Genomic DNA, 26,568 nt, shown 5'->3' on the forward strand with positions numbered 1-26,568 from the left:
TATTGCGTCCGCTGAGCGATAACCGGACAGGTTATCACTCACTATTTCCGTGACAAATGATCGATAAATAGGGTATTTATCGATCATGAGGTGGAACTGGCAACAGAATGACTGGCCGAAATTTCGCTGGGATGCGCGCAAGCTTGTCCGGGCGGAGGCGCTGTTTGCCGAAGGCGCAGGCGTGGTAATCGGCGCGTCCAAACACCTAAGCCCCGAGGAGCAGAGCAGCCTCTCGATTGAGCTGATGAGCCACGAAGCCGTGGATACGTCGGCCATCGAAGGCGAGCCGCTCGACCGCGACAGCGTCCAATCCTCCATCCGCAGGCATCTGGGCCTCCATGGCGATCATCGCCGGGCGTCGCCGGCGGAGGCCGGGATCGCCGAAATGATGGTCGATCTCTACGCGCAAGCCGGGGCGCCGTTGAACGAGGCCACCTTGTTCCGCTGGCACCAGCTCATCACCAATGGCCGCACCGATCTGAAAGACATCGGCCGCTACCGCACCCATGCCGATCCGATGCAGATCGTCTCCGGCCCGCTCCATACGCCCAGGGTGCATTTTGAAGCGCCGCCTTCGCAGGAGGTCGCCAAAGAAATGGGCCGGTTCTGGGAATGGCTGGATCGCAGCGCGCCCAACGGGCTCGCGGCTTTGCCGCCGGTCACACGGGCGGGCCTGGCGCATCTTTGGTTCGAGAGCATTCACCCGTTCGAGGATGGCAACGGCCGCGTCGGCCGCGCCATCAGCGAGAAGATCCTCGCCCAGGGACTAAGCTCGCCCGCCATCACCGGCATGGCAGGCACCCTGCTGAAACATCGCAAGACCTATTACGCCGAACTGGAACGCGCCCACCGCGAGCTGGAAATCACCGACTGGCTTCTGTGGTTCGCCGCCAAATCGCTTGAAGCGCAGCAGCACACGCTGCGCCAGGTCGAGTTCGTTCTGGAGAAATCGCGCTTGCTGGGCCGTATCGGCAGCCAGCTCAATGCCCGTCAGGAAAAGGCGCTGCTGCGGATGTTCGCGGCCGGGCCGCAAGGATTCCTCGGCGGCATGAGCGCCGCCAACTACATGACCATCACCGGCGCGCCGCCCGCGACCGCCACGCGCGATCTAGCGGCGCTGGCAAGTATGGGGGCGTTGCGTCGAACGGGTGAGAAGAAGTCCACACGCTATCACTTGAACGTGGGGACCCTGCCACTCACAACCATCGAGATTGCCGACATTAGCCCCCTCACTATGTGACAAGGGATGTTACCGGAATAGGCGGCGCACTTGTTCCCAGAAGCTCTGCTTGGGCAGCGGCATTTTCGGCTGCGGGGCAGGAATGACGGGCGGCATCTGTACGCTTGGGGGCGGTTCGAGACCCAAATGACGGCGCAGGTCACGCTGATCTCGCCGCTTAACGGCTTCGATTTCCGCGTCAGATATGAGACCTGCCCACACTATCGTATCTTTCCGAATTATGTAGTGCGACTTGCAGGGAAGGCTCCAACTGCCGACCGACGGTGTCAACGAAACGGTTTCGCCGTCGAATGTCAGTTGCCATCCCGCCGGACTGAGCGGGGTGACAACTTCAGAGCCGCAACCGCAAAAGCAGCGGTGAGACGCCGTGGCAAACTCAATAGCGATATAAAGTTTGTCTTCCTCCATCTCCCGAGGAATGAAGTCGACAAATTCATGCTCAATCTTACGGTTCGGCGTCATTCGCTGTCTTCGTTCGTGATTTCGTTTACGTCCACCGTATAGGTGCTATGCCGTTCACGTTCGAGATCGACGTAGAAGCCCCAAAGCTTCTTCCAGCGGATCACTGCCATGATGGCGTTTAACGCATTCAGGTCAGCAACCTGGATGTTACGATTGTAGTCGTTGTCATCGTCAGGTTTGGCAAATGAAATCAGTTTCTTATCCCAAACATGCGCCCGCTGTCCTGGCGTGCTGGTCGTGGTGCGCAATGCCCCGCCGAGTGCGCCGTCACGCAGGTAGATACCCATGCCGACGTCGATGAACGATAAGCCAAACTCTTCAAGCTTTCGGACAATGATGGATTTGGCTTCTCCATCGTCGATGCACAGAAAAACGAAATCCGCATCCTGAAGATCGCTGATGTTGTCCGCCGTCAGGTAGACGGCATGGGGAACGATCCCCTTACGCATCCGGCTGTAGATCGCCGCGAAATAATCGACCTTGGTGAGTTTCGCTTCCAAGTCAGCGCCCGAGGCAGCGCCGGGCGCGCGGAACGCATTATGCTGCTCGAACCTGTCGCCATCGTAGAGGTGGATTTCCTCGACCGGCGTCTTTGCGACCTGATCCAGGACATACCCGCCGGTGCCGCCCAAACCGACGATAGCTACCTTCCGGCGCTCAAGCTTCGCCGTTACAGCCGTGATCTCAGCACGGGGAGATGCCGTATCAAGATAATGGAAAACCGAGTCCTCTTCGTCGCTTGAAGCTACGAAGTTGCCAGGGTTTGGCGTCGCGGCCGGGTCAACCTGCTTCGCCGGGCCGCCAAGCAACGCGGCATAAGTGACCACCTTCTCGTAGTAGTCGTCGTAGTTGCCTTTTGGCGGCTTGGCGGAAAAGTAGTGCTGCGCTTGTAGCCTAGGCGCCAACTCGATGGGATTGGAGTTGTTGCGAATGGACTCCATGGCACGGCCGTCGCTGTGGCACGGATATTCCCCATCGAAATACATCGTGTGATCGAACGGCTGGTTCGTCACATTATTCGAAAGGTTCAGCGGCGTGATGAGGGTCCCGTAGAGAACCTGCCTTTCAGCGTTCACATACGGGATCCCCTTCACGACCAGATGCGCAGCACGGATCGAGATGTCATATCCGTCCGCCAGAAGACGAGACAGATCGGAGCTATGAGCGATTGGTCTGCGTGACAACGAAGATCATCCTGTTTTTGATGTGAATGGATTCGCCTTCCGGCAGTGTGCCCTTCGGGTTGCTCGCGGGGCCCTTGCTGTAGGTGATGGTGAACGCGACATCGGTTCCCGTAGGGACGGGTTGAAAAGCGAGCGCCACCAACTGGGCATAAGAGACCTGGTCGGACGTCACCGTTTCTTCGCGGGCGTTGACGATGATCGTGTACCGCTTGCGCTCAGTACGGATGCGTTCAGCGCCGCGCGCAGCAAGGTCCACCGAAGAGCCCGGCTCAATCAGCAAATCGGCTTCGTCAGTGCGTTCGAGTTTCAGAACGTGGTCGCTGGGCGTGCCGGAAATATCCCGCAGATCGGTTTCGCCGATCGTCGGTGATCCCCATTCGTAGCCGCGCTCATCAAGCGTGAAATTGAACGTCCGATCCGAGAGGAAGGAGCGGAATTCTTCCCGTCCCGGCTCGCCAAGATCGACTTCTTCATCCAGTCCGACCGAGCGGGACCCAGGCCGGGTCAGTTCAATGAGCACATAGTCGCTGGCCGGATTTCGGCCCGCCTTCTGAAGCAGGTCGCGCCCTTCTTCAACCTGATCCTTGGTTTCGTACGCCACGCCATCGAGCGTGAAGCGATACGGCTTCTCGTTTTTCTCGGCCATCAGGCCCTCCATCACCACCAAGCTTCATTGCCTGTTACGCTTAGGATATGTTGCGCGCTAAATATGTCAAGCACTCACTTTGCATGCTTGCTGTTTTTAGCGCTTGGAGTAGAATCTGGCTGCGCCATGCTCCCCTGGCGCAGCCAACTCAGGCAGAGGAGGATCGATGAGTGATGAAATTGACACCCGAAAACCCGGAGAAGCTCTCGGGCTTTATCTGAAGACGCTCAGAGCTGGTACGACCCTGAGCCTCAGGGACGTTGAAGAGGCGACAAGCAAAGAAGTATCAAATGCTTATCTAAGCCAGCTCGAAAACGGAAAAATCGCAAAGCCTTCGCCGAATGTTCTTCATAGTTTGGCAGCTGTGTACAACGTTCCCTACGCCAAGCTGATGGAACGTGCGGGATATATATCTCCCAGCGGCCCGAAGGCGGATCACGTCAAACACGGACGTGCGGCGACTTTCGCCATTGAGAATCTAACTGACGAAGAAGAAAAAGAGCTTTTAAAGTACCTGTCGTTCTACCGGACTCAGAAAGCCAAACCGTGAGAAAACCAGACGACAGCAGCTTGACCGCTGGTCAGTATGCTCAAGTTCGATCTGCAGCCGAACGCGCGCTCAACGAGGCGGGCGCGTTCGGCCGTTTTCCCACCGCTATCGACGACGTTATGGCTGCCGCCAATGTCGAGGAGGTGAAGGAAGATGTCCTGAACGAAAGCTTCATCACGAAGATGCGTCGTCAGGCCTCCGGCGCACTCAAGTCCGCTCTCAGCAAGGTCATGGGATTGTTTGATGCCCGAGCGAGGCTGATCTTCATTGATCGATCCCTCCACATCGTAAAGCAGACGTTCATCCGGCTTCATGAAACCGGCCACGCCTTTTTACCCTGGCAACGCGACCTCTATGCGGTGGTGGAGGATTGCGAGCAGACTATCGATCCGGCACTTGCCGACCAGTTTGATCGTGAAGCCAATGTCTTTGCATCCGAAGTGCTCTTTCAACTCGACGGCTTCACAAATGAGGCTGAGCAAAAGCCCTTTGGTATATTGGTGCCGGTCAACCTAAGCAAAAAATACGGCGCATCGATCTATTCGTCCGTGCGCCGTTACGTCACCCAAAATTGGCGGGCATGTTCCGTCGTGGTGCTTAATCCGCCTGAACTCATTGAAGGCGATGGATTCCGTGCAAGCCTTCGGAGATCCTGCGCTTCACCATCGTTCGTGGAGATTTTCGGGGAGATCGCATGGCCCGACACGTTCACACCGGGCGACTCTATTGGCGCGATGGTGCCGATTGGGGGAAGAAAGATGTCCGGCAAACGGAACATCACGCTCGTGGACCGCAACGGCGATGTCCATGAATGCCTTGCGGAGGCCTTTACGCAGTCACATCAAGTCTTCGTCCTCATACACGCGGTCAAGACGCTGACGGCCCGCTCCATCATCCTTCCGGCCCACGTTCCGGCTTGATCGGAAAAACTGTCAAATTAGGCTTAGGGCTCTGCCCTCAGCGCGCTTCGAACTGCTTTCGCCCAGCCTCACTCCGTTGCGGCCGGTTCCCCGCAAACCAGTCACGCCGCTTGCGCACCCGCTGTTCGCCACGAGGCAGGGGTTCAGGCCTGAACCCTTCTTTCTAAAGACAAATTCGTGCCCATTCGGCTAAGCTGTTCCGCCTATGCAGTTGCAGTATCCGACACGGGAAGACGTCTACGAGCGCATTTGGCGGGCGACATTGAGGGCCACCGCCGAGGAAATCGGTATTTCTTCCCACGAGCTGGCCGCGCAGGCGCAGGCCATGGCCATACCCCGTCCTACGAGCGGCTATTGGGCGAAGCTACGCGCAGGTAAATCCGTCACGCGCCCGCCCTTGCCTCCGCGCCCACCAGGGGCGGCGTGCTGCGTTGAAATCGGTTGGGTCGTAACCTCCGGGCGGTCGGCGGCAGAAATCCTCACTGATCCCGTGCCGCCCGAGCCGGTATTCACGGAAAGCCTAGAAGATCTGCGGGAGCGCTTGGCATTGCAGGCAGAGGCTGCCGGTCGAGCTCTACCGGGGGCAGTGATCCTCCTCAGTGAGCCGCCAAGCCAGCCCGCGTCGCGGGGGCGTCGTGTCTCTCGTCCAGCGTCATCCGACCCTCGGCATGCTTTTCTCGTACAGCTTAGCGCCTTCCTGGCCCGTTTCGTCGCGGCCCCCGAAATCTGGGAGACGGAGCCTGGTCGCTTCATTATCTGCATTTACGCGACCCGCATCGAGTTTCGGCTTTCACCAGCGGAGCGGGATGGGAATCCCGTTGGGGTGCTGTGGCTCTCACGCGACAGCGCCGCTGGCGGCAAGACGCACTTCATGGGCTCGAATGTTCAGGGGCTCGACGCCCAGATTCCCGAAATCGGCATAGCGATCTTGCTGGCTGCCGAAGCTTCCTACCGTGAGCGAGCCCAGCACCTGTACCGGCTCCACATGGAGAAGCGACGCGATGCGGAAGAAGGAGTGCGTCGGCAAAAGGCCGCAGTGAAGCAGCAGCGAGAGGATCAGCAGCGCGAGCAGGCCGAACGGCGGCGGGACCGGCTACTTGACCAGGCGGATGATTGGCGGACAGCGCGCGATATACGCGGCTTTGTCGCCGAGGTGATGTCCGGCACTCACGGAAAGCGGAAAACGCGACGCCTTCAAGTGTGGGCGGATTGGGCGTTGAGCGAAGCGGACCTGATTGATCCGGTGAAGCAGGGCGGCCTCATTCCACCTGCGGACGTGAGAAAAGCGATGCGGGAAAGACTCGCTCGACGGCCAGCGGATGACACACGCACCGTTTCTTCACGAAATCGCTTCACAGAATCGGGGGATTAGGGTTTGTCGAAAGGGCCTCTCATCCGCTGCGCTTACCGTGCCGGATGTAAAATTTTGGCACATTTTTTGACACACGGCATTGGCAAAATTGCCAATTTATACATTTAAAACAGCATGTTATGCCTAGTTTATTCTCGACTTAAAATCTGCCGGGCGCAAGCCCTTGCCGGTTCGACCCCGGCCGCCCGCACCAGATCAGCGATGATCTGTATCTGACGCGAAACCGATCTTCGGAAGGCCTGCTTCTAGAGGATGACCGCCTCATCCGAGGGGCCGGGGTTCATTCGACCGACCCTCCGGTCGGAGTGCAGAGGCAGGAGTCTGCGAATGTCGGGCTCTTGGGAGACGCTCGCCACGATCTGAACGTCGTCCGCTGTCGGCGTTTTTTTTTGAGGCTGGGCGCGAAGGCTAAGGGCGTTTTCGGTCGCCTACGGGTGGTCGATAAATCGGATATTCGGCTGCCCGTCCCAAAAACAAGAGCATCGCCGATTTTCGAACCCTGCTGAACAGTCGGGGGAGTTATTGAACAAAATCAGTGCGCGGTACGCATTCGCGACAGGAAAGACGGCGGGCGTCGAGTGGGGGCGGCGGGCCGCATCCGTCGCTTGAGCGGTTTGGCGGTGTTGGGACAAGGGACGGCCCGAGAGAGGGGAGCGATGCTCTCAGCGCGCCAGATTTCAGAGAACGTGGGCTTGCAGCCTTCTCAAGCCGCGTGCCAGTCTCTGTATCCATGGGGGTTTCGGACGAAACAGCGCTCTGGCTCGCGCGAAGCGTGATGCCTCATGAGCCTGCGCTGCGCGCATGGCTGAGACGGGGGGCTTCGCCTGCCGACGTCGATGATATCGTTCAGGAAACATACGCCAAACTGATCTCCATCGAGAATTTCGCCGCCATCCAGAATGTTCGGGCCTATCTGTTCCGCACCGCACATTCGGCCGCGGTAGATCGCCTGAGGCGCCAGAGCGTGGTGCAACTTGAGGCCGTCGCCGACCTCGACAGGCTCCAGGTGGCGTCCGATGCAGTCACCCCCGAAGATGAAGTCGTGGATCGCAACGAACTCCGCCTTCTGGCGAGGATGATCGAACGTCTTCCCGAAAAGACACGTCGCATATTCGTCCTGAGCCGGGTGTCCGAACGTTCCCAGAAGCAGATCGCTCAGGAGACGGGATATCCTGAGAGCACCGTCGAAAAGCACATCGCCAAGGCCTTCGCTCTATTGATGGCCGCCTATGCTGATGGAGGATATGATGCTCCAGATGCGTCTAGGTTGCGGAACGCACGTATCGGACGAAGGGCGAATGACCGGGACGGAAACGGCTGAAGACATCGATCGGCGAGCGGCCGCGTGGGCCGCGCGGCTGGATCGTGGGCCGTTTTCAGGCGCGGACCAGCTTGCGTTCGACGCCTGGGTTTCCAAGGACACCCGCCATCTCGGCGCCTTTGCCCGCGCGCGCGCCGTGGCGCTCCATACGCGACAGGCGGCGGCCTTACAGGGCACGACTCTCGTCGAAAGGCCAGAGCTGGCGCGACGGTCTCTGCTGGCGGCTGGGGTCGCCGTAGGAATGCTGAGCGGCGTCGGGTTGGCGGCCGCCTACTGGCGACGGTCTCAACGCCTCGATACGGCCAGGGGGGAGGTCCGCGCGGAGACTCTGGACGACGGCAGCGTGGTTACGCTCAATACCCAATCGCGCGTCAGCGTTCGCTATACGAGGTCGGTTCGGGAAGTGTTCCTTATGTATGGCGAGGCCCTGTTCGAGGTCGCCGTCGATCCGGTGCGGCCGTTCGTCATGCGCTCGGCCGGCGCTGTACTCACGACTTACGACGGTTCTTTCCTTCTGAAGCGCTTGAACCAGGCGCCGCTCGAGGTGGTCGCGCTCGCCGGTTCGCTCCATATGCGGATGGGGCGGGACCAGGCGCAGATGCTGGCCGCGAACCAACTGGTCCGCTTTGGCGGCAACGAAACTTCGAGCCCACGACCGCTAGGCCTGGCCACCGACCGGATTCTCGCCTGGCGTGACGGCAAGGTGGAGTTCCACGACGCCAGTCTGGAGCGCGCCGCGGCCGAGTTCGCCCGATTCAGCGGCGCCCCGATCGAACTCGCGGATCGTCAGGTGGCGGAAATGAAGATCACGGGCCTGTTTGAAGCCAACGATTCCGCCGCCTTCGCGCGCGCGGCGGCTCGCAGTCTGAATCTTCGCGCCGAAATCGGCTCGACCAGGATCCTGCTCAGTCGCGGTTAAATATTTTCCGAACGCTGGAGGATTCCCGTTACGCCATCCGTCTTGTCTATGTCCGGTTCGCCGGAGGGGACATAGTCAGCAGGATCGGGGGATCTCATGGTGTCGTGGAAACGACGATTGGCGGCGGGGGCCGCAGGGGCGACGCTGCTTTTCGCGGCTTTTGGCGCGGCGGCGCAGGTTCGGCAGTTCGAACTGCCGGCGCAGCCGCTGGCGCAATCCATTCCAGAGCTGGCGCGGCAAGCCGGCGTGACGATCTCGGCGCCGACCGCACACCTCGGCGGCCGGACCGGGCCGTCGATCTCGGGCTATATGGACGTCGAGGATGCGCTGGCCCGACTGCTCGAAGGGACGGATCTCTATATCGCCTCTCATGAGGGCCTGACGATCGTGCTCCAGCAGCGGGGCCCCGGCGACATCCGAGCAACGGAGGTGCAGGAGGTCGTGGTCGTCGGTTCGCGAATCGGGGGGACGCGACTGAACGAGGCCCTGCCGGTCACCGTCGTCGATCAGGCCGATCTGGACGCCATCGGCGCTGCGGACGGGGACGATCTCTATCGCGCCATCGCCCAGATCGGCGACGTCGGCTTCAACGACGCCGACACCGACAACGGCGGCATCAACAACGCCCGCGGCGATGTCGCTTCGATCGACCTGCGCTCCATCGGCACCGGCAATACGCTGGTGCTTCTGAACGGTCGCCGGATGGTGCCGCATCCCGGCACCCAGGTTGAAAGCTTCGTGCCGGTCCAGACCGTCAACACCAACGCCATTCCGACCTTCGGCTTGCGCCGGGTCGAGGTTCTGGCCGACGGCGCTGCGGCCCTCTATGGCACCGACGCCGTCGCCGGGGTCGTCAACAACGTCCTTCGCGACAATTTCGAGGGCTTCACGGCCCAGGCGGCCATGGGTCATGACGAAGGCGGGATGGAGGAGTATTCCTTCGACTTCCAGGCTGGCAAGGACTTCAACAACGGCAAGACCAACGTCTCGATCATGGGGGGGTATCTGACCCGTGATCCGCTCTACGTGTGGGAAAGGGACTATGCGACGGTCGCCGGACGGGTGGAGGCCTTCAATGGCCGGGCTTCCGGTCTCGACTACGGGACCTACAGCACAATCACCGCCTGGGCCGAAGGCATCCGCCTGAATCCGACGACCTATCTTCCGGCGGGCGCGACGACGCGCGTGAACGGGCAGACGCTGACCTCCAGCGCGGGCTCGTTCCACGTCCAGCCCACCACCAATGTGGGTTGCCTGGCGAACGGCTTCACCACGGGGACTTGTTTCGACAACTCGACGCTGGCGACGACGAGCGACGACAACAATCTTCGGTATGACCTCGACACGATGCGGACGATCACCTCGGCTGTCGACCGCGCCAACCTCTTCACCTTCGTCAACCATGAGTTCGACAACGGCGTCGAGTTCTTCGGCGAGCTCGGCTATTACTGGGGCGAAACCTGGTCGCAGCGCCAGCAGGACACCCCGATCGACTCTCAGCGCGTCCTGATGTCGCCGACCGCCTACTGGAATCCGCTGGGCGCCGTCGGGGTGACGGCCCGGTTGCCGGGTCTGACGACGGGCACGGGCTCTGCGGCCTTCCCGGCGGGCGGGGCCGCCGTCCAGATCCAGGATTTCCGTTTTTCGGATCTGGGGTACCGCACCATCGAGGTCGAGAACGTCACGACCCGCTACCTCGGCGGACTGCGCGGCGACTGGCGCGGCTTCGATTGGGAGACCGCCGTGCTCTACAGCAAGGCGAAGACCGACGACACGATGGACGCCGTCAGCATGACCGGCTTGCAGGCCGCGCTCAATCTGACCACGCCTGCGGCCTACAATCCCTTCGTCGGCGGGGACCTCGCCAATCCGCAGAACGGCGCGGTCGGACTGAACGACCAGGCGACGATCGACTCCATGATGGTCAAGGCGTACCGGGTGGCCGAGACCGAACTGATGCTGTGGGACTTCAAGGTCTCAAAGGGCGATTTCTACGCCGTGCCGGGCGGCCATATCGGCGTCGCCGCCGGGCTGGAGGCGCGACGCGAGACCTTCTCGGAAAATCGCGACGAGCATCTGGACGGGACGATCACCTTCACCGACCTGGGCGGACAGACCTCCCAGAGCGACATCATGGGCGTCTCCTATACGCCCGACAGCTCGGGGGCGAGGAACGTCTATTCCGCCTTTGTGGAAGTCGCCATTCCCGTCGTGTCGCCGGAGATGAACATCCCGTTCGTCCAGTCGATCGATCTGCAGTTGGCGGGCCGCGTCGAGAACTACTCCCTATTCGGCACGGTCGGCGCGCCCAAGGCCGCCTTGGCCTATCGGCCGAATGACTGGCTGATGTTCCGCGGCGCCTGGTCCCAGGGCTTCCGCGCCCCGAACCTCCTGCAACTGCACCAGTCGGACTTCGAAAGGGTCAACGCGCGGCGGGACTATGCCGCGTGCGCCGTTCAGCTGGCGATCGGCGCGATCCCGACCCTGACGACCTCTAACGACTACTGCACCAGCGAAGATCGGATCGAGCAACGTTCGGGCAACAAGGCACTGAAAGCTGAGGATTCCGAAAATCTCAGCTTCGGTCTGGTGCTGGAGCCCCAGCTCTGGCCCGAGCGGTTCGGAGATCTCACCTTCACCGTGGACTACTGGAAGATCCGTCAGGAAAACCTGGTGGGCATCTTCGGAGGCACGAACCAGCTGATCATGGACTACTACCTGCGTCAGATCGGCAGCTCGAACCCCAATGTGATCCGCGACGACCCCGACGCCCAGCAGATCGCCGACGCGACGGCGGCCGGCCTGGCGCCCGTGGGCGATCTGCTGTCCATCAACGATGAGTACCTGAACCTTCAGCCGCGGGAATCCGAAGGGCTGGATTTCCGTCTTTTCTACAGTCTTCGGGACACGCCAGTCGGCGACTGGCGTTTCAGCCTTAACGCCAGCCAGAAGCTGAAGCTCTTTCAGGAGGCCAGCGAGCAGCATCAGATTCTGCTGAATGCGCTCGCAGACGGAACGATCGCCGGCGTGACGGTCGGCGGCGTTGAAGACCTGATCCGGCGCAACGGCCGTCCGGAATGGAAGGTGAGCGCGTCCCTGACCTGGAACCTCGGTCCGTGGTCCTCCGGCTGGTACTCCAGCTACGTCTCCGACTTCTACGACACCAGCGCCACCTATGTGGATTCCGACGAAAACTGGATCGTGGACGAGTGGCTGACCCACAACCTCTACATCCAGTATGAATTCGACGAAGGCGGGCCGCTGGATGGAACGCGTGTCCGTATCGGCGCACGCAATCTGTTCGACGAGGATCCGCCGCTGGCTGACGATCGGTTCGGCTATTCCGGCAGCGTCCACTCCAATCGTGGCCGCTGGTGGTACGCCAGCATCCGCAAGTCCTTCTGACGACGGAGTTCGGGCGACGCCTCTGCGCCGCCCGAACATCCGGGGAGTTCGACATGTCTTCTCTCGCACCTTCGGTCGGGCTGTCCCGACCGGTGCGGACGCTCGTGCGTCTTTGGTTCGCCGCGCCTCTATGGCGGCGCATTCTCCTCGGCCTCGTACTGGGCGCCTTCGCCGGCGTCGTTCTCGGGGCGCAGGCCCAGGATCTGAAATGGATCGGCGATCTGTTCGTGCGTCTGATCCGGATGCTGGTCACGCCTCTGGTGTTCGTCACCGTCGCCGCCGGCGTGGCCTCGATGTCCGATCCGGCGCGGTTGGGATCGGTAGGACTTAAGACGGTCCTTCTCTACTTCGGCCTGATGCTGCTTGGGGCGGCGATCGGGCTCGGCATAGGAGGGCTGATCCAGCCCGGTGTCGGGATCAGCCTTTCCGGCGTCGTGCCCGCCTCGGTGGCGGGGGGACAGGATATCGGCGCCGCCTTGATGGACATCGTGCCGGTCAACCCGATCGCGGCCATGGCCGAGGGCGACATCCTCGCCGTCATCTTCTTCGCCCTGCTGGTCGGCGGCGCCTTGCTGACGACGGGCGAAGAAGGGAGACCTTTGCGCGGCGTCCTCGAGTCGGCCGCCGCCGTACTCCTGCGGGTGGTCCAGTTCGTCATGGAGCTGGCGCCGTTCGGCGTCTTCGCTCTGATCTCCTGGGTCATGGGAACCAGCGGCCCGTCGGCCTTCGTCAGCGTGTTCCGGCTGGCCTGCTGCGTCCTTCTGGGCGCCGCGATCCAGACGCTTGTCGTCCACGGCGCCGTTTTGCGGCTGATCGCTCGTGTGCCCGTTCTGCCCTTCTATCGCGACATCGCGGACGCGATCGTGGTCGCCTTCTCGACCTCGTCCAGCGCGGCGACCCTGCCGGTGGCCATGCGGGTCGCCCAGCGCAATCTCGGGGTCAGTCCGGCCATCGCATCGACGGTGCTGCCGCTGGGGGTGACGCTCAGCATGGACGGCACCGCGCTCTACGTCGCCTTGCTGGCGACCTTTTCGGCCCAGGTGTTCGGCGTCGCCCTCGGGCCGGCTGACTATCTGGCCATCATGGCGGTGACCGCGCTGGTGGCGCTGGGCACGGCGCCAGTGCCGTCGGCCTCGCTCTTCCTGCTGGCGGCGGTCTTGTCGGTGATCGGTCTCGGACCCGAGCAGACTGCTCTGATCGTGGGCTTCATCCTGCCGTTCGACCGGCCGCTGGATATGATCCGCACCGTACCGAACTGCACCAGCGACCTGTCCGTGGCGGTGACCGTGGCCCGGATGGAAGGCGAACTGAACCTGACAACTTACAAGGAAAGGCCGTTCGAATGAGCCGTCGTCAACGTCTTCTCCCGGCGGTCTTCGCCGCTTTCCTGGCCCTGGCGCCGAGCGTTCGGGCGCAGGACCGACCCCAGGCGCTGCTGAACTACGAGGCGGTCCACCATCCGGTGATCTCGACCACCAGTCTGGTGGTCAGCCAGAACGACATCGCCAGCCGGGTCGGGGCCGAAATCCTCGCAAAAGGCGGCAACGCGGTGGATGCGGCGGTGGCGACGGGGTTCGCGCTGGCCGTCACTCTGCCGCGCGCCGGGAACCTGGGCGGCGACGGCTTCATGCTGGTCTATGTGGCGGCCGAGGATCGGACCTATGCGATCGACTATCGCTCCACAGCCCCCCTGGCGGCCCGCCCCGCCCTGTATGATCAAGCGCCGCAGGACGCCCGCTACGGCTATCGCGCGCCCGGCGTGCCGGGCACGGTGGCCGGACTGGCGCACGCCCATGCGCGCTGGGGGCGACTGCCGTGGGCCGAACTGATCGAGCCGGCGCGGAAGCTGGCGGCTGAAGGCGTGACGCTGAGCCATGACTCGGCCTACGCCCTGTCCTGGTCGAAGGACGTTATCGGTCGGTGGGAGGCGGGGCGGGGCGTCTTCCTCCAGCCGGACGGGTCGTCCTGGCGCCCGGGCGACACCCTGGTGCAGAGCGACCTGGCCTGGACCCTGGGCGAGATCCAGCGGGACGGCGCCGACGCCTTCTACAAGGGGGCGGTGGCCGACCGGATCGTGGCTTCGATGCAGGCGCACGGCGGCCTGATCACCCGTGAGGATCTGGCGCGCTACCGGCCCGCTGAGCGGACGCCGATCGAGACCGACTACCGCGGCCATCGCGTCGTCACCATGCCGCCCTCCAGCGCCGGCGGCGTCATGTTGCTGGAGCTGCTGAACCTTGTCGAACGCTTCGACCTGCAGGCCATGGGGGCGGACACCGCCGCCAGTCTGCATGTCATGTCCGAGGCGATGAAACTGGCCCAGCTGGATCGCACCCGCTACATCGGCGACCCCGACTTCAGCCGCCTGCCGACGGCGCAGCTGACGTCCCAGGCCTATGCCGACGGCCGCTCCGCCCTGATCTCCACCGACCGCGTCCTGACCGCGCCCAGACTGGTTCCAGGCGATCCGTGGGAAGTCGAAGGGATCGACACCACCCATTTCTCGGTCGTGGACGGCGAAGGCAATGCGGTGTCCAACACCTATACCCTCGGCTCATCCTTTGGATCGGGCGCGGTGGTCGACGGCGCGGGCTTCCTGCTGAACGACCAGATGAAGAACTTCAACCGTCGCATGGGGCCGGACGGCCGCCCCGTCACCGCGAACGGGATGGAGCCGGGCAAGCGGATGATCTCCACCATGGCCCCGACCATCGTGTTCAAGGACGGTCGCCCCTGGCTGGTCACCGGCACGCCCGGCGGCTCGACCATCCCCAACAGCCTGTTTCAGCTGATCGTCAATGTCGTCGACCATGGAATGAACATCGCCGAGGCGACCACGACGCCGCGCGTGCATCAGGACGGGGCGACCGGCGATCTTCAGGTCGAGTCAGGCCTGAGCCGCGACACGATCCGGCTGCTTGAGGCCCTGGGCCACGAGGTCGAGGTCGGACAGACGATCGGCAGCAGCCAGTCGATCCTGATCGGGAACGGCCTGCTGATGGGCGCGGCCGATCCCCGCCGGCCGGATTCAGCGGCGGTCGTCCCGTGAGAGGAACGACAGGTCCGTCCTTATGGAGAACAGGATGATGAACCGACTGATGATGGCGACCGCCGCCGCGGCGATTGTGGTCGCATCCACGCCCGCCTCTGCCCGACAGGACGCAGCGACGCTTCCGGCGACCGAACAGACCGTCGGCGAGCGGATCGTGTTTCGCAGCATGGACGAGCCGCGCACCGAACTGGTCGGCTATATGTTTCGGCCGGCGGGGCCTACGCCGGAAGGCGGAGCACCGGCCGTCGTGCTGATGCACGGCCGGGGCGGCGTCTATTCGTCCCTGGCTGACGGAGTCTATGAGGCGCGGACTCTGACTTTGCGGCTGAAGTTCTGGGCCGACTATTGGACTGACCGAGGCTATTACGCGCTTGTGGTCGACAGCTTCGGGCCGCGTGGCTATCCGACCGGGTTCGCGGCTGGGACCTACAGTTCCCGGCCGCCAGAGATCAACGAGGTGACGATTCGGCCGCTGGACGCCTATGGCGCGCTCCGGTTCCTGCGCGGCGTGGACGGAGTGGCGGATGATCGTGTCGGCCTGATGGGCTTCTCCAACGGCGCCAGCACCGTCCTGGCGGCTCTGGCGGACGACAAGCCCGGCGACATGCGGCGGATCGGCTTCCGGGCGGCTGTCGCCCTATACCCGGGCTGCGGGCTGCAGGGCCGGTTCCGACAAGCCTACAAGACCTATGCGCCCGTCGAAGTCTTCATGGGCACGGCCGACAAGGAGGTGTCGCCGGAGAGCTGCCGGACGCTGGTTGATCGCGCGCAGGCGGCGGGCGCTCCGGTGAACCTGACCCTCTATCCGGACGCGGCCCACGGCTTCGACGATCCCAGCCGCAGTCGGCAGGCGGTCGCCGCCAACGCCGCCGCCACCCGAGACGTGCGCGACCGGCTGGACGACTTCTTTGAGGCTCAGCTGGCCCCGCGCTGAAGCCCGGTCCGAGAGCGGCAAGAGGGCGACGACTGCACGACGCTCTCTTGCCGGCCTGTCAGGGCGCCGTCGCCGGCCCGTAGAACAGGGCGTTGAACAGCAGGCGGACCGAGGCCCGCGCCTGGGCGCGATTGATCACATCCGGCCCCAGGATGATCAGGCGGCCCTGGCCCAGCGGCGCGTCTATCGCCGCGGCGGCGCCGGTCAGCCTCTCCGGACCGATGGCCCAGCCGCTGGACACCACGGTCGGCGAGGGATAGCGCCCCGCGATCCGGGCGTCTCCGCGCACCGCGAAGGCGGCGTTCTCGTCGAAGAAGACGTCCAGACGGGGCGGCGATCCATAGGCCAGCGGATCGGACGGATCGACGTCCACGGCCAGCAGGGCGCCCGGAATGAACAGTTGGGTGGAGGGCAGGGGGCTGCGACGTCCTTCGCTTTCGGTCGACAGGACGTCGTCGACGGGCGCGCCCAGAGCCAAGGCCAGTCTGTGCGACGAACCGGCGGTGACCACGGTTCCACCCGCCTCGGCGAAGGCGGCGATCTGGGGCAGGGTGCGTTCGCGGGTGATGTCGCCCAGCCAGGGACGGAAGGCTTCGGGAATCGTCTCCGGCGCGGGCTGCCTGCGGCCGTCGCCGTTCGGGAAGTCGGCGGGCAGCAGGTCGGGCGCGAAGACGAGGACGTCGAAATCCGTCTTCAGGTCGCCGGCGTCGAGACGCTGGGGATAGACGACCTCGAAGGGAAACTCGAACTGCTCCAGCAGCCAGCGGGTCCAGCCGGCGGACATGGAGCCGCCATAGCGATCCACCAGGCCGATCCGCACCGGTTTCAGCGCGATGGACTGGCCGCCGGGGGCGCGCGACACGGCCTCGGCGTTCAGGCCCAGTTCGGCGGCGGCCTGTTCGACCAGGGCGCGGGACGTGTCGGTTGCGGGAATCCACAGCGCGCCCGGCGCCAGGGTCCGGCCGCCGGACCGCACCTCGGCCTTCTGCCAGAAGACCGGCTGGCCCGCCTTGAGCAGCCGGTTGGTCAGGATGAAGCCGTTGACCTGCGCATGGTCGACGATGAAGCCCGCGTCTCCCCGTCCCGAGATAAGACCGGGCGGGGGGGCGATCAGGTCGGGCACGCGTTCGAGCGGGGCCTCGAACGGGGCGAGGATCCGGTCGAATTTCACCCCCATCTGCAGCGCCAGCGTATAGCCGGTGGCGTCATAGGGCAGGGCCGGGGGGCCGCCAGGATACTGCAGGTCGTGCGGATGGTCCTGCGGCTCGAACATGTCCAGCACATGGGGTCGATAGGCCTGGTTCGTCCGCACGACGAAGGAGCCGGCCGGATAGGACTTCCCGGCGACGGCGAAGCTGCGGGTGGCGCGATCGACGTCCACCCCGGTCTTGATCAGGCTGTTGAGGAAGGCGACTGCGGTCGGCAGGTCGGCCTGGTCCGCCGGGATGACATAGGCGCGCGGATCGCGCAGCGCCGGGTCGTGCAACACCCTGTCGTACAGGGCGGGATCGACGGTGCGGCCGGTCTGGCCCGCCGCGGCCTTCAGGGCTTCGATGCGGGACGGGGTGACGCGCCAGGTGTCGGTCTCGCCCCGGGCGATGGCGTTGGCGCCCATGCGCCAGATGTTGAACAGCAGCCGGTCGCGATTGCGCGATGCATAGTCCAGCACCGCGCGATTGATCGACAGCGAATAGTCGATCGATTGCCGGAAGCGCCAGGTCTGCGGCGCGATGGGGGCCGGCAGATCGTTGCGCGGCAACTGGTTGTCCGGAACCAGGGCGATGCGGCTGGGCGTGGGGTGCCCGGTGATCTCCGTCAGCAGGCCGATCGAATTATGGAAATAGGTGATCGACCGCTCCATCCCGTTGTTCCAGGTGGAGTATCGGGCGCCGCTGCGCATGGTCGCGCCGGGCTTGCCCTCGGCGACCAGCCGGTTGTGCATGGCGGCGGCCACCTCCGACAGCGTCGTCATCGCCAGGGGGTCGTAGTTGTAGTTGAACGGGTCCCGGAACGGCGGCATGAACACGACCGTCCCCGCCGGCGCCGGCTGGTGGTGATTGTAGACGATCTGGGGGAACCACTCCCGGAAAAGCATGCGGTTGACGTTGGTCGTCTCCGGCATCGCCGACAGGTAATAGTCGCGGTTGTTGTCGTGGCCGACATAGGCTTGATACAGGCGCGGCAAGCTGGCGAACTCGCGCTTCTCCGGGTCCGCCTCGCGCATGTACCAGTCGGCCACCAGATCCCAGCCGTCCGGATTCAGCGGCGCGAACAGGATGATGACGTCGTCCAGCACCCGCAGGGCCTCGGGATCTTCAGCGGTCACCCATTCATGGACGGCGGCGATCAGGGCCTGGGGCGGCACGGTCTCGGTCGCGTGCAGGCCGCCGTCGATCCAGACCACAGCCTTGCCTTCGGCCGCCAGCGCCCGGGCTTCGGCCTCGTCTACGTCCTCGGCCTTGGCCAGGCGCCGGGCGATATCGCGATAATGATCCAGGCGGGCGATATTGGCGGGCGAGGAGACCGCGGCGACATACTGGGTCCGCCCCTCGGAGGTCTTGCCGATCTCCATCAGCTTCATACGGTCCGTTTCGCCGGCGAGCGTATGGAGATAGGTTTCGAACTGCCGATAATTGATCAGCTGATAGTCAGCGCCGACGTCGTGCCCAAACGCGTCCTGCGGCGATGTGATCCGATCAGGCTGGGCCGCTGCAGACCCTCCCGACATTGCGGCGACGATCGCGATCACAGTGCAAATTCGGTTGAGCATTCTCTGTCTCCCCATTCCCCGTCTAGTGATCTAGACGCGCGGCGCCTCGCGTTTCCTCCAACAAGCCGCCGCTCGGCGCATTGTGGGCGGCGCATCGCAGAAGTCAGCAGAATTTGCTGATTGGCGGGGATAACCCGAACTATGCGTCGTGCCCGCCAGACCGGCGCCGAAGCGCGTTGGTCGGGTCAGAACGGAAAGAAGACCGGGATGGCGATCATCGCGGCGACCCAGGTGACCAGGTTCAACGGCAGGCCGACACGGACGAAGTCCATGTAGCTGTAGCCGCCCATGTTGAAGACCAGCACATTGGTCTGATAGCCGAACGGGGTCGCGAAAGCGGCTGAGGCGGCCATCATCACGCCCACCAGGAACGGGCGGGGATCGACGCCCAGGCTTTCGGCCAGGGCCACGGCGATGGGGGTGATCAACACGGCGACGGTGGCGTTGGACAGGAGCTCCGTTGCAAACAGCGTCACGCCGTAAAGCACGATCAGCGCGCCAAGAGGCCCCATAGGCCGGATCACGTCGATCAGCCGGTCGGCGCCGGCGGAGGCCAGGCCGGTCACCTCGATGGCGGTGCCGACCACCACCATGCCCGCGATCAGAAGCAGGATCTCGGGGCGAAGCCCGGCATAGGCCTCTTCGGGGGTGATGACCCTGAGCAGGATCAGCGCCACCGCCCCGGCGAAGGCCGAGGCCGCGATCGGGGCCCAGCCGAGCGCGGCAGAGGCGATCACCAGAGCGAAGATCGCCAGGGAGATCAGCGCGGGCCGAAGCCGGAAGGGGCGATCCGCCGCGCCGAACAGGGCGACGTCGCCCAGATGGGCGTCGCCCGAGCCGTCCGACTGGTTGCGCGATTCCCCCAGGCGCGGCAGGCCGAAGGGCAGGGCGCGACGGCGTCGTCCGGCCGCCTCCGCCTCGGCGCGGCGGCGCGCGCCTTCCATCTCGGCCAGACGGGCGGCCTGGGCCTCGTCCTTGGCCACCGACCGGCCCAGCTGTCGCGCACCGACGAAATAGAGCCACAGGCCGCCGATCACCGCGATGAACAGACCCACGGGCGTGATCTCGAACAGGCCGAACACCGGCTGGCCCGCATTGCGCGCCATGTCGTTGACCAGCAGATTGGTCGAGGTGCCGATCAGGGTCAGCAGGCCGCCCATCACCGTCACATGGCTGAGGGGCATCAGGAACCGCTTGGGCGACAGCTGCAGGGACTGGGCCACGTCGCGGATCACGGGCGCCGCCAGCACCACGACCGGCGTATTGTTCAGGAAACCGCCGACGCCCCCACACAGGCCGATGACGATCCAGATGCCCATGGCCCCGATCCGGGCCGCCAGTCGGGTGGCCTGGCGGATCAGCAGGCCCAACAGGCCCGACAGTTCGATGGCGTAGGCGATGACGAACAGGCCGGCCAGGGCGATGACAGCGGGGCTGGCGAAGGCGCTCTGCACCTCGACCGGCCGCACCACCCCCAGCAGCAGCAGGACGGCGGCTCCAGTCAGGGCGACGACATCGGCGCGAAGCTTGCCGTGGATCAGCACGCCGACCACGCCGATGAGCACCGCCAGGGCGGCGATCTGATCGAAGGTCATGACCCTGTGCAGACCGGTCTCCGTAGCTTTCGTCAACCTTTTTCGCACGATGGCCCCCGAAAGCGCGAACCCATGCTAGGGTGGATTCATGCTGGAACCGACCGTGTCGCCTCGCCCGTCGGTCGTCGCGCTTGCGGCGTCCCTTGTTTTCCTCGCCGCCTGCCAGCGCGAGGAGGCCGCCCCCGCTCCGCCGCCGGCCCCGGCCCCTGCCGTCAGCGCGCCGCCGGTCGTCGCCATCGGTCCCGCGCCGGTGCTGGATCGGACCGGGCTCTTGCAGGCCATGGATGTCGCGGCCTCGGCCTATGCCGCCGGCAAGGACCCGGGCGGGGCCACCCTGGCCGGTCGCCGCTTCGTCATCCGTCAGGCCTTCGGCTGCGCCGGGCCCGCGCCCGCGGGTCGGTCGACGGCTGGGGCGACGGGGGGCGACGGGCTGGCCGCCTGGTCGTGGGGCGACAAGGGCAAGAGCCTGAAACTGACCCTGGCGCCGGCCGATTGGACGGGTTCGCCGATGGTCGCGGGCGGCGCCGACAGCTGGGAAGCGGCCGAGGGGTTTTGGCTGCCTCGCCCTTGGTTGCGCGCCGACGGCTGTCCGGGCGTTCCGAGCGATCCGGCGGCGGACGGCGCGACGGCGGCCTCGCCCCAGACCTTTGGTCTGGCGGCCGTGTTCGAGGAAGACGGTTCGCGCCTCGGCCGCCGCAACGGCCGGGCCTATGAATTCACCGTCCGCGCCGAGGGCGACCAGGCCCCGGTCGCGCCGACGAACGGGTATCGACTGGTGCTGGAGGGGCGGATGACGGCCTTTGCGGACGGCCGCGCCATTCGTTGTCGCGCCGCCGGACCGGATCAGCGCCCGGTCTGTATCGGCGCGGTCCAACTGGACCGGGTCGCCTTCGAGGACGCCCAAGGCCAAGGGCTCAGCGAGTGGCGGCCGGGGTAAGGCCGGGGCTCGCCATTCGGCGGGGCCGGGTCAGGTCGAGGATGGATCCTCGGGGGCGGCGCTACGGACGGACATCATCGTGGCGAGGCGATCCGCTGCGGCGGTCATCGTCTCTCGATCCATGCGCGAAAGGCCGTCGAACCGGGTCGTGAAATTCTGGCCCAGCAGGCCCGGCGACGCCGCCAACGCCTGGCGGCCGGACTCGGTTAGGCGCGCGTGAACCACGCGTCGGTCGATGCTGGACCGATAGCGGACGACCATCTCCTTGGCCTCCAGCTTGTCGAGAACGGCCACCACGGTGGGCGCCGACATGGAGACGTCGCGTGAAATGGCGCTGGTGCTCACCTCGCCCATCGCGCGGATCGATTGAAGCACCAGAAGTTGCGGCAGGGTCAGGCCCGTCAGACGGGCGATCTCGCGCGACCGGACGTCGATCGCCTGGGCGATCCGCCGCACCGACCGGAGCAGGGACGTGGACAGGTCTTCGGCCGCGTCGGGAGAAATATCGCTCATCCGGTTGAACTCTTTCGTGTGCGAACTATTTGTACACGCTGCTTCCACAAATCAAGGAGGACCCATGTGCGGTCTTAGCGGCGAGATCAATTTCGACGGACGACCGGCCGACGCCGGCGCCGTTCAACGCATGACAGATGCGCTCTCGCCCCGTGGACCGGACGGGTCCGGCATAGTGATGCGTGGCCCGGTAGGCCTGGGGCATCGACGGCTGAAGATCATCGACCTGTCTGAGGCGGCGCAGCAGCCGATGGTGGACGCCGACCTGGGCGTGACCCTGGCTTTCAACGGCTGCATCTACAACTATCCCGAACTGCGCGAAGAGCTGCAGGGGATGGGGTTCCGTTTCTTCTCGCACGGCGACACCGAGGTCATCATCAAGGCCTGGAAGGCCTGGGGCGAGGCCTGCGTCGAGCGGTTCAAGGGCATGTTCGCCTTCGTCCTGCATGAACGCGACACCGGCCGCACCGTGATCGCCCGCGACCGTTTCGGCATCAAGCCGCTGTATCTGGCCGAGAGCGGCAAGCGCGTGCGCTTCGCCTCGACCTTGCCGGCTCTGCTGGCGGCGGGCGACGTGGACAAGACCATCGATCCGGTCGGCCTGCACCACTACATGACCTTCCACGCCGTCGTTCCGCCGCCGCACACCATACTGAAGGGCGTGAAGAAGTTTCCGCCGGCGACGATCCGGGTGATCGAGGCGGACGGGACGGCCAAGGACCGGCTGTACTGGCGGCCGGACATGACCCGCCATGCCGAGGACGCGGCCCTGACGGCCGAGGACTGGCGCGACCGGGTGCTGGACAGTCTGCGCGAGGCGGTGAAGCGCCGCATGGTCGCGGACGTGCCGGTCGGCGTGCTGCTGTCGGGCGGGGTCGACTCCAGCCTGATCGTCGGCCTGCTGGCGGAACTGGGCCAGAAGGATCTGATGACCTTCTCGGTCGGCTTCGAGGAAGCCAATGGCGAGAAGGGCGACGAGTTCGTCTATTCCGACCTGATCGCCAAACACTATGGGACCAAGCACCACCAGATCTTCGTGCCCCATGCCCGCCTGTTGGAGGCCCTGCCGGGCACCATCGGGGCCATGTCGGAGCCGATGGTCTCCTACGACAATGTCGGCTTCTACCTGTTGAGCCAGGAAGTCTCCAAACATATCAAGGTGGTGCAGTCGGGGCAGGGGGCAGACGAGGTGTTCGCCGGCTATCACTGGTACCCGCCGATGCTGGAGACGACCGACCCGGTCGAGACCTACGCCAAGGCCTTCTTCGACCGCAGCCATGCGACGCTGAAGACCCAGCTGAACGGCGCATACATGGCCGACACCGACGTCAGCCGCGCCCTGGTCGAGGCCCATTTCGCGCAAGGGCGGGCGGCGACGCCGGTGGACCAGGCCCTGCGTCTGGACAGCCAGGTGATGCTGGTCGACGACCCGGTGAAGCGGGTCGACAATATGACCATGGCCTGGGGTCTGGAGGCGCGGGTGCCCTTCCTCGACCACGAGCTGGTCGAGCTGGCCGGCCGGATCCCGCCCGAACACAAGCTGGCCCAGGGCGGCAAGGGGGTGCTGAAGGAGGCGGCGCGTCTGGTGATCCCGTCCGAGGTGATCGACCGCAAGAAGGGCTATTTCCCCGTCCCCGCGCTGAAATACATCCAGGGCCCCTATCTGGAGATGGTGCGCGAAGCCCTGACCAATTCGGCGGCGCGAGACCGGGGCCTGTTCGACAAGGCCTATCTGGACACCCTGTTCGCCAATCCGACCGAACATATCACGCCGCTGCGCGGGTCGGAGCTGTGGCAGGTCGCCGTGCTCGAGATGTGGATGCAACAGCATGGCGTCTGACGTCCGACCTGAACGGTCCAAGGCGCACCGGCTCAAGCGGCTGCGTCATGAGGGGCTGAAGCCGCCGGTGCGGACGGGGGAGGGGCCCAGCCCCAACGCCGTGCTGGACTGCGGCTGGGGCCGGCTGCTGTTCGCCCAGACCTTTGACACGGCCGAGCCGCTGGTCGACGCCCTGCGCGCCGAGGGGCCGGACCGCCGCGACATCGCCTTCTATGTCCGCAATCCGCATGTCTTGCTGGCCCAGGCGCCGCAGGAGCTGTTTCTGGATCCGTCGCACACCTATCGGCTGGACCTGGCCACCTATCGCGCCAGCCGTCGCCAGCCGAGGGGGTTCACCGTCCGGCGCCTGACGTCCGAGATGGACGCCCAGGCGGTCAACGACATCTACGCCAAGCGCAAGATGGTGCCGGTGCCGCCCGACTTCTTCTGGTCGCATCGCGACGACCGGACCCTGACCTATTTCGTCGCCGAGGATACGACCACCGGAGCGGTGATCGGCACGGTGACGGGGGTCAATCATGTCCGCGCCTTCGACGATCCCGAATGCGGTTCGTCCCTATGGTGTCTGGCGGTCGATCCCCAGGCGACCCAGCCAGGCGTCGGCGAGGCCCTGGTCCGGCGTCTGGCCGAGCATTTCAAGACCCAGGGCCTGGCCCACATGGACCTGTCGGTCATGCACGACAACGATCAGGCCATCGCCCTGTACGAGAAGTTGGGGTTTCGCCGCGTGTCCTTCTTCGGGGTCAAGCGCAAGAATCCGATCAACGAGGCCCTGTTCGTCGGTCCGACCGACGACCATGACCTGAACCCTTATGCCCGGATCATCGTCAACGAGGCGCGGCGGCGCGGCATCCATACCGAGATCATCGACGCCGAGGGCGGGCTGTTCCGCCTGAACTGGGGCGGCCGGTCGGTGCGGTGCCGCGAGAGCCTGTCGGAGCTGACCTCGGCCGTAGCGCTCAGCATCTGCGACGACAAGCGGATGACGCGGCGCATCGTCGAGGCGGCCGGGGTGCGCGTGCCCGAACGGATCGACCCCGGCGACCCGTCCGCCATCGACACCGCCCTGGCCAGGTTCGGCGCCCTGGTGGTCAAGCCCGCGCGGGGCGAGCAGGGCCAGGGCGTCGCCGTCGGCCTGACGACGATGAACGAGGTCCAGACGGCCCTGGTCCGCGCGCGTCGCATCTGTTCGGAGGTGCTGATCGAGGAACAGGTCCAGGGCGAGGACCTGCGTCTGGTGGTGATCGACTACAAGGTCGTGGCCTGCGCCCTGCGTCGCCCGCCGCGCGTCGTCGGCGACGGTCGCTCCACCCTGCGCGCTCTGATCGAGCACCAGAGCCGTCGCCGCGCCGCCGCCACAGGCGGGGAATCGACCATTCCCATCGACGGCGAGACCGAGCGGACGCTGGCCGAGGCCGGCTATCGGCTGGACGACGTCGCGCCGGAGGGGGCGGAGGTGCTGGTGCGCAAGGCGGCCAATCTGCACCTGGGCGGCACCATCCACGACGTGACGGAGGAGGTGCACCCGACCCTGATCCGCGCCGCCGTCGCCGCCGCTCGCGCCATCGACATCCCGGTCACCGGCGTCGACCTGATGGTGAAGTCGCCGCGCGAGGCCGACTACGCCTTCATCGAGGCCAACGAACGCCCCGGCCTGGCCAATCACGAACCCCAGCCGACGGCCGAGCGTTTCATCGATCTGCTGTTCCCCCTGTCAGCCCCGACCTCGGCGCGCGCCGTGGTCCGGGCCGACGTCTGAAGGAGGCCCCTTGGCCCGTCCTGCGATAGACCTAGACTACCTCAAGTCCCGCCTCGCCGACCTGCTGAACACGCCCAGCCCCACCGGCTATACGGACGAGGCGGTGTGGCAGTTGTGCCGCGAGCTGGAGCGGCTCGGGCTCGACTATGAGCTGACCCGGCGCGGCGCCATCCGGGCCCGGCTGCCGGGCCGGACCGCCAAGCCCGCCCGCGCCATCGTCGCCCACGTCGACACCCTGGGCGCCCAGGTCAAACAGGTGAAGGACAATGGCCGGCTGGAGCTGGTGGCCATCGGTCACTGGTCGTCCCGCTTCGCCGAGGGCGCGCGGGCCACGATCTTCTCCGAAGGCGGCGCCTGGCGGGGGACCATCCTGCCGCTGAAGGCCTCGGGTCACACGTTCAACGAGGAGGTGGACACCCAGCCGGTCAGCTGGCGCCAGATCGAGCTGCGCATCGACGCCGTGACCCATGGTCGGGACGACACCCTGGCGCTTGGCGTGGACGTCGGCGACATCGTCGCCATCGACCCCCAGCCCGAGTTCATGGACACCGGCTTCATCGTCTCGCGCCATCTGGACGACAAGGCGGGGGTCGCCACCCTGCTGGCCGCGCTGGAATGCATGATCCGGGAAGAGCGCACCCCGACCGTCGACACCTGGTGGCTATTCACCATCGCGGAGGAGGTGGGGCTGGGCGCTTCGTCCGTGCTGATCCCGGACGTGGCGGCCATGGTCACGGTCGATAACGGCACGACCGCGCCGGGCCAGAACTCGTCCGAGTTCGGCGTCACCATCGCCATGGCCGACCAGACGGGCCCGTTCGACTGGCACCTGTCGCGCAAACTGGTTCAGCTGGCGCGCGAGCATGACATCCCGCACCAGAAGGACGTCTTTCGATATTACCGCTCGGACTCGGCCTCTGCACTGGAGTCCGGCGCGGACATCCGGACGGCCCTGGTCACCTTCGGCGTGGACGCCAGCCACGGTTATGAACGCATCCACGAAAGCGCGTTGACGGACCTGGCGCGCCTTCTGGTCGCCTATGCCGAAAGCGACGTCGAGATCGGCCGCGACGCCAAACCACTGAGCGGCGTCAAAGGCTTCACTCACCAGCCGATGGATGAAGACCACGACTAGTCTAACCGCCGTCG

General features: G+C 65.0%; 20 protein-coding genes. 14 read left to right on the forward strand and 6 right to left on the reverse strand.

What is annotated here, in order from left to right:
- Positions 1-85: 85 nt before the first annotated feature.
- On the forward strand, positions 86-1,240 hold the full coding sequence (locus ACW18C_RS04440) for a Fic family protein (protein ID WP_492073022.1): 1,155 nt from the start codon (positions 86-88) through the stop codon (positions 1,238-1,240).
- 9 nt (positions 1,241-1,249) lie between these two features.
- On the opposite strand, the gene ACW18C_RS04445 is transcribed toward ACW18C_RS04440, so the two are convergent.
- The 3 genes from ACW18C_RS04445 to ACW18C_RS04455 are packed head-to-tail and all read right to left on the reverse strand — an operon-like array spanning position 1,250 to position 3,532.
- Positions 1,250-1,702: a ubiquitination-like system serine protease family protein gene (locus tag ACW18C_RS04445; protein WP_492073023.1), complete on the reverse strand. Its 453-nt coding sequence runs from the start codon at positions 1,700-1,702 to the stop codon at positions 1,250-1,252.
- Positions 1,699-2,886, reverse strand: coding sequence for a ThiF family adenylyltransferase (locus tag ACW18C_RS04450; RefSeq protein WP_492073025.1), 1,188 nt, complete (start codon positions 2,884-2,886; stop codon positions 1,699-1,701). Before ACW18C_RS04450 ends, ACW18C_RS04445 begins: the two co-directional genes overlap by 4 nt.
- Entirely contained in the window at positions 2,861-3,532 is a 672-nt protein-coding gene (locus ACW18C_RS04455; RefSeq protein ID WP_492073026.1) for a multiubiquitin domain-containing protein, read from the reverse strand. The genes ACW18C_RS04450 and ACW18C_RS04455 overlap by 26 nt, the downstream gene beginning before the upstream one ends.
- Positions 3,533-3,698: 166 nt before the next feature.
- Here ACW18C_RS04455 and ACW18C_RS04460 point away from each other — a divergent pair, with 166 nt between their 5' ends.
- The 9 genes from ACW18C_RS04460 (at position 3,699) to ACW18C_RS04500 (ending at position 16,005) form a co-directional block, all read left to right on the forward strand.
- Positions 3,699-4,082: a helix-turn-helix domain-containing protein gene (locus ACW18C_RS04460; RefSeq protein ID WP_492073027.1), complete on the forward strand. Its 384-nt coding sequence runs from the start codon at positions 3,699-3,701 to the stop codon at positions 4,080-4,082.
- Positions 4,083-4,102: 20 nt separating this feature from the next.
- Complete coding sequence (locus tag ACW18C_RS04465; protein WP_492073029.1) at positions 4,103-5,002, forward strand: ImmA/IrrE family metallo-endopeptidase; 900 nt, start codon at positions 4,103-4,105, stop codon at positions 5,000-5,002.
- Positions 5,003-5,207: 205 nt separating this feature from the next.
- Entirely contained in the window at positions 5,208-6,374 is a 1,167-nt protein-coding gene (locus ACW18C_RS04470) for a hypothetical protein (RefSeq protein WP_492073030.1), read from the forward strand.
- Between the two features lie 730 nt (positions 6,375-7,104).
- Entirely contained in the window at positions 7,105-7,695 is a 591-nt protein-coding gene (locus ACW18C_RS04475) for an RNA polymerase sigma factor (RefSeq protein ID WP_372705965.1), read from the forward strand.
- Entirely contained in the window at positions 7,673-8,614 is a 942-nt protein-coding gene (locus ACW18C_RS04480) for a FecR family protein (protein WP_492073031.1), read from the forward strand. Before ACW18C_RS04475 ends, ACW18C_RS04480 begins: the two co-directional genes overlap by 23 nt.
- 96 nt (positions 8,615-8,710) lie before the next feature.
- Positions 8,711-12,019 carry a TonB-dependent receptor gene (locus ACW18C_RS04485; protein ID WP_492073032.1) on the forward strand — a complete coding sequence of 1,103 codons (3,309 nt, stop codon included), beginning with the start codon at positions 8,711-8,713 and terminating at the stop codon, positions 12,017-12,019.
- A gap of 53 nt (positions 12,020-12,072) precedes the next feature.
- The gene (locus ACW18C_RS04490; RefSeq protein ID WP_492073033.1) at positions 12,073-13,365 is read left to right on the forward strand and encodes a dicarboxylate/amino acid:cation symporter; all 1,293 of its coding nucleotides are present in this window, start codon (positions 12,073-12,075) and stop codon (positions 13,363-13,365) included.
- Complete coding sequence (gene ggt, locus ACW18C_RS04495; RefSeq protein WP_492073035.1) at positions 13,362-15,068, forward strand: gamma-glutamyltransferase; 1,707 nt, start codon at positions 13,362-13,364, stop codon at positions 15,066-15,068. Before ACW18C_RS04490 ends, ggt begins: the two co-directional genes overlap by 4 nt.
- Positions 15,069-15,102: 34 nt before the next feature.
- Complete coding sequence (locus ACW18C_RS04500; protein ID WP_492073037.1) at positions 15,103-16,005, forward strand: dienelactone hydrolase family protein; 903 nt, start codon at positions 15,103-15,105, stop codon at positions 16,003-16,005.
- 58 nt (positions 16,006-16,063) lie between these two features.
- On the opposite strand, the gene ACW18C_RS04505 is transcribed toward ACW18C_RS04500, so the two are convergent.
- Positions 16,064-18,775, reverse strand: coding sequence for a M14 family metallopeptidase (locus tag ACW18C_RS04505; RefSeq protein WP_492073039.1), 2,712 nt, complete (start codon positions 18,773-18,775; stop codon positions 16,064-16,066).
- A gap of 185 nt (positions 18,776-18,960) precedes the next feature.
- Entirely contained in the window at positions 18,961-20,370 is a 1,410-nt protein-coding gene (locus ACW18C_RS04510) for an SLC13 family permease (RefSeq protein WP_492073967.1), read from the reverse strand.
- An 88-nt stretch (positions 20,371-20,458) separates the two neighbouring features.
- Here ACW18C_RS04510 and ACW18C_RS04515 point away from each other — a divergent pair, with 88 nt between their 5' ends.
- A complete protein-coding gene (locus ACW18C_RS04515; protein WP_492073040.1) occupies positions 20,459-21,307 on the forward strand; it encodes a hypothetical protein in 849 nt (282 codons plus the stop codon).
- A 30-nt stretch (positions 21,308-21,337) separates the two neighbouring features.
- On the opposite strand, the gene ACW18C_RS04520 is transcribed toward ACW18C_RS04515, so the two are convergent.
- The gene (locus ACW18C_RS04520) at positions 21,338-21,820 is read right to left on the reverse strand and encodes a MarR family winged helix-turn-helix transcriptional regulator (protein WP_492073041.1); all 483 of its coding nucleotides are present in this window, start codon (positions 21,818-21,820) and stop codon (positions 21,338-21,340) included.
- Positions 21,821-21,884: 64 nt separating this feature from the next.
- Between ACW18C_RS04520 and ACW18C_RS04525 the strand changes: the two genes are divergently transcribed.
- From ACW18C_RS04525 to ACW18C_RS04535, 3 genes are read left to right on the forward strand one after another with little or no spacing between them, the layout of a single operon-like run.
- Positions 21,885-23,660: an N-acetylglutaminylglutamine amidotransferase gene (locus tag ACW18C_RS04525; RefSeq protein WP_492073042.1), complete on the forward strand. Its 1,776-nt coding sequence runs from the start codon at positions 21,885-21,887 to the stop codon at positions 23,658-23,660.
- Entirely contained in the window at positions 23,650-25,419 is a 1,770-nt protein-coding gene (ngg, locus tag ACW18C_RS04530) for an N-acetylglutaminylglutamine synthetase (protein ID WP_492073043.1), read from the forward strand. Before ACW18C_RS04525 ends, ngg begins: the two co-directional genes overlap by 11 nt.
- A 10-nt stretch (positions 25,420-25,429) precedes the next feature.
- Positions 25,430-26,554 carry an osmoprotectant NAGGN system M42 family peptidase gene (locus ACW18C_RS04535; protein WP_492073044.1) on the forward strand — a complete coding sequence of 375 codons (1,125 nt, stop codon included), beginning with the start codon at positions 25,430-25,432 and terminating at the stop codon, positions 26,552-26,554.
- Positions 26,555-26,568 lie beyond the last annotated feature (14 nt).

The sequence above is a fragment of the Brevundimonas sp. FV1ye7S genome (genome assembly GCF_058680995.1).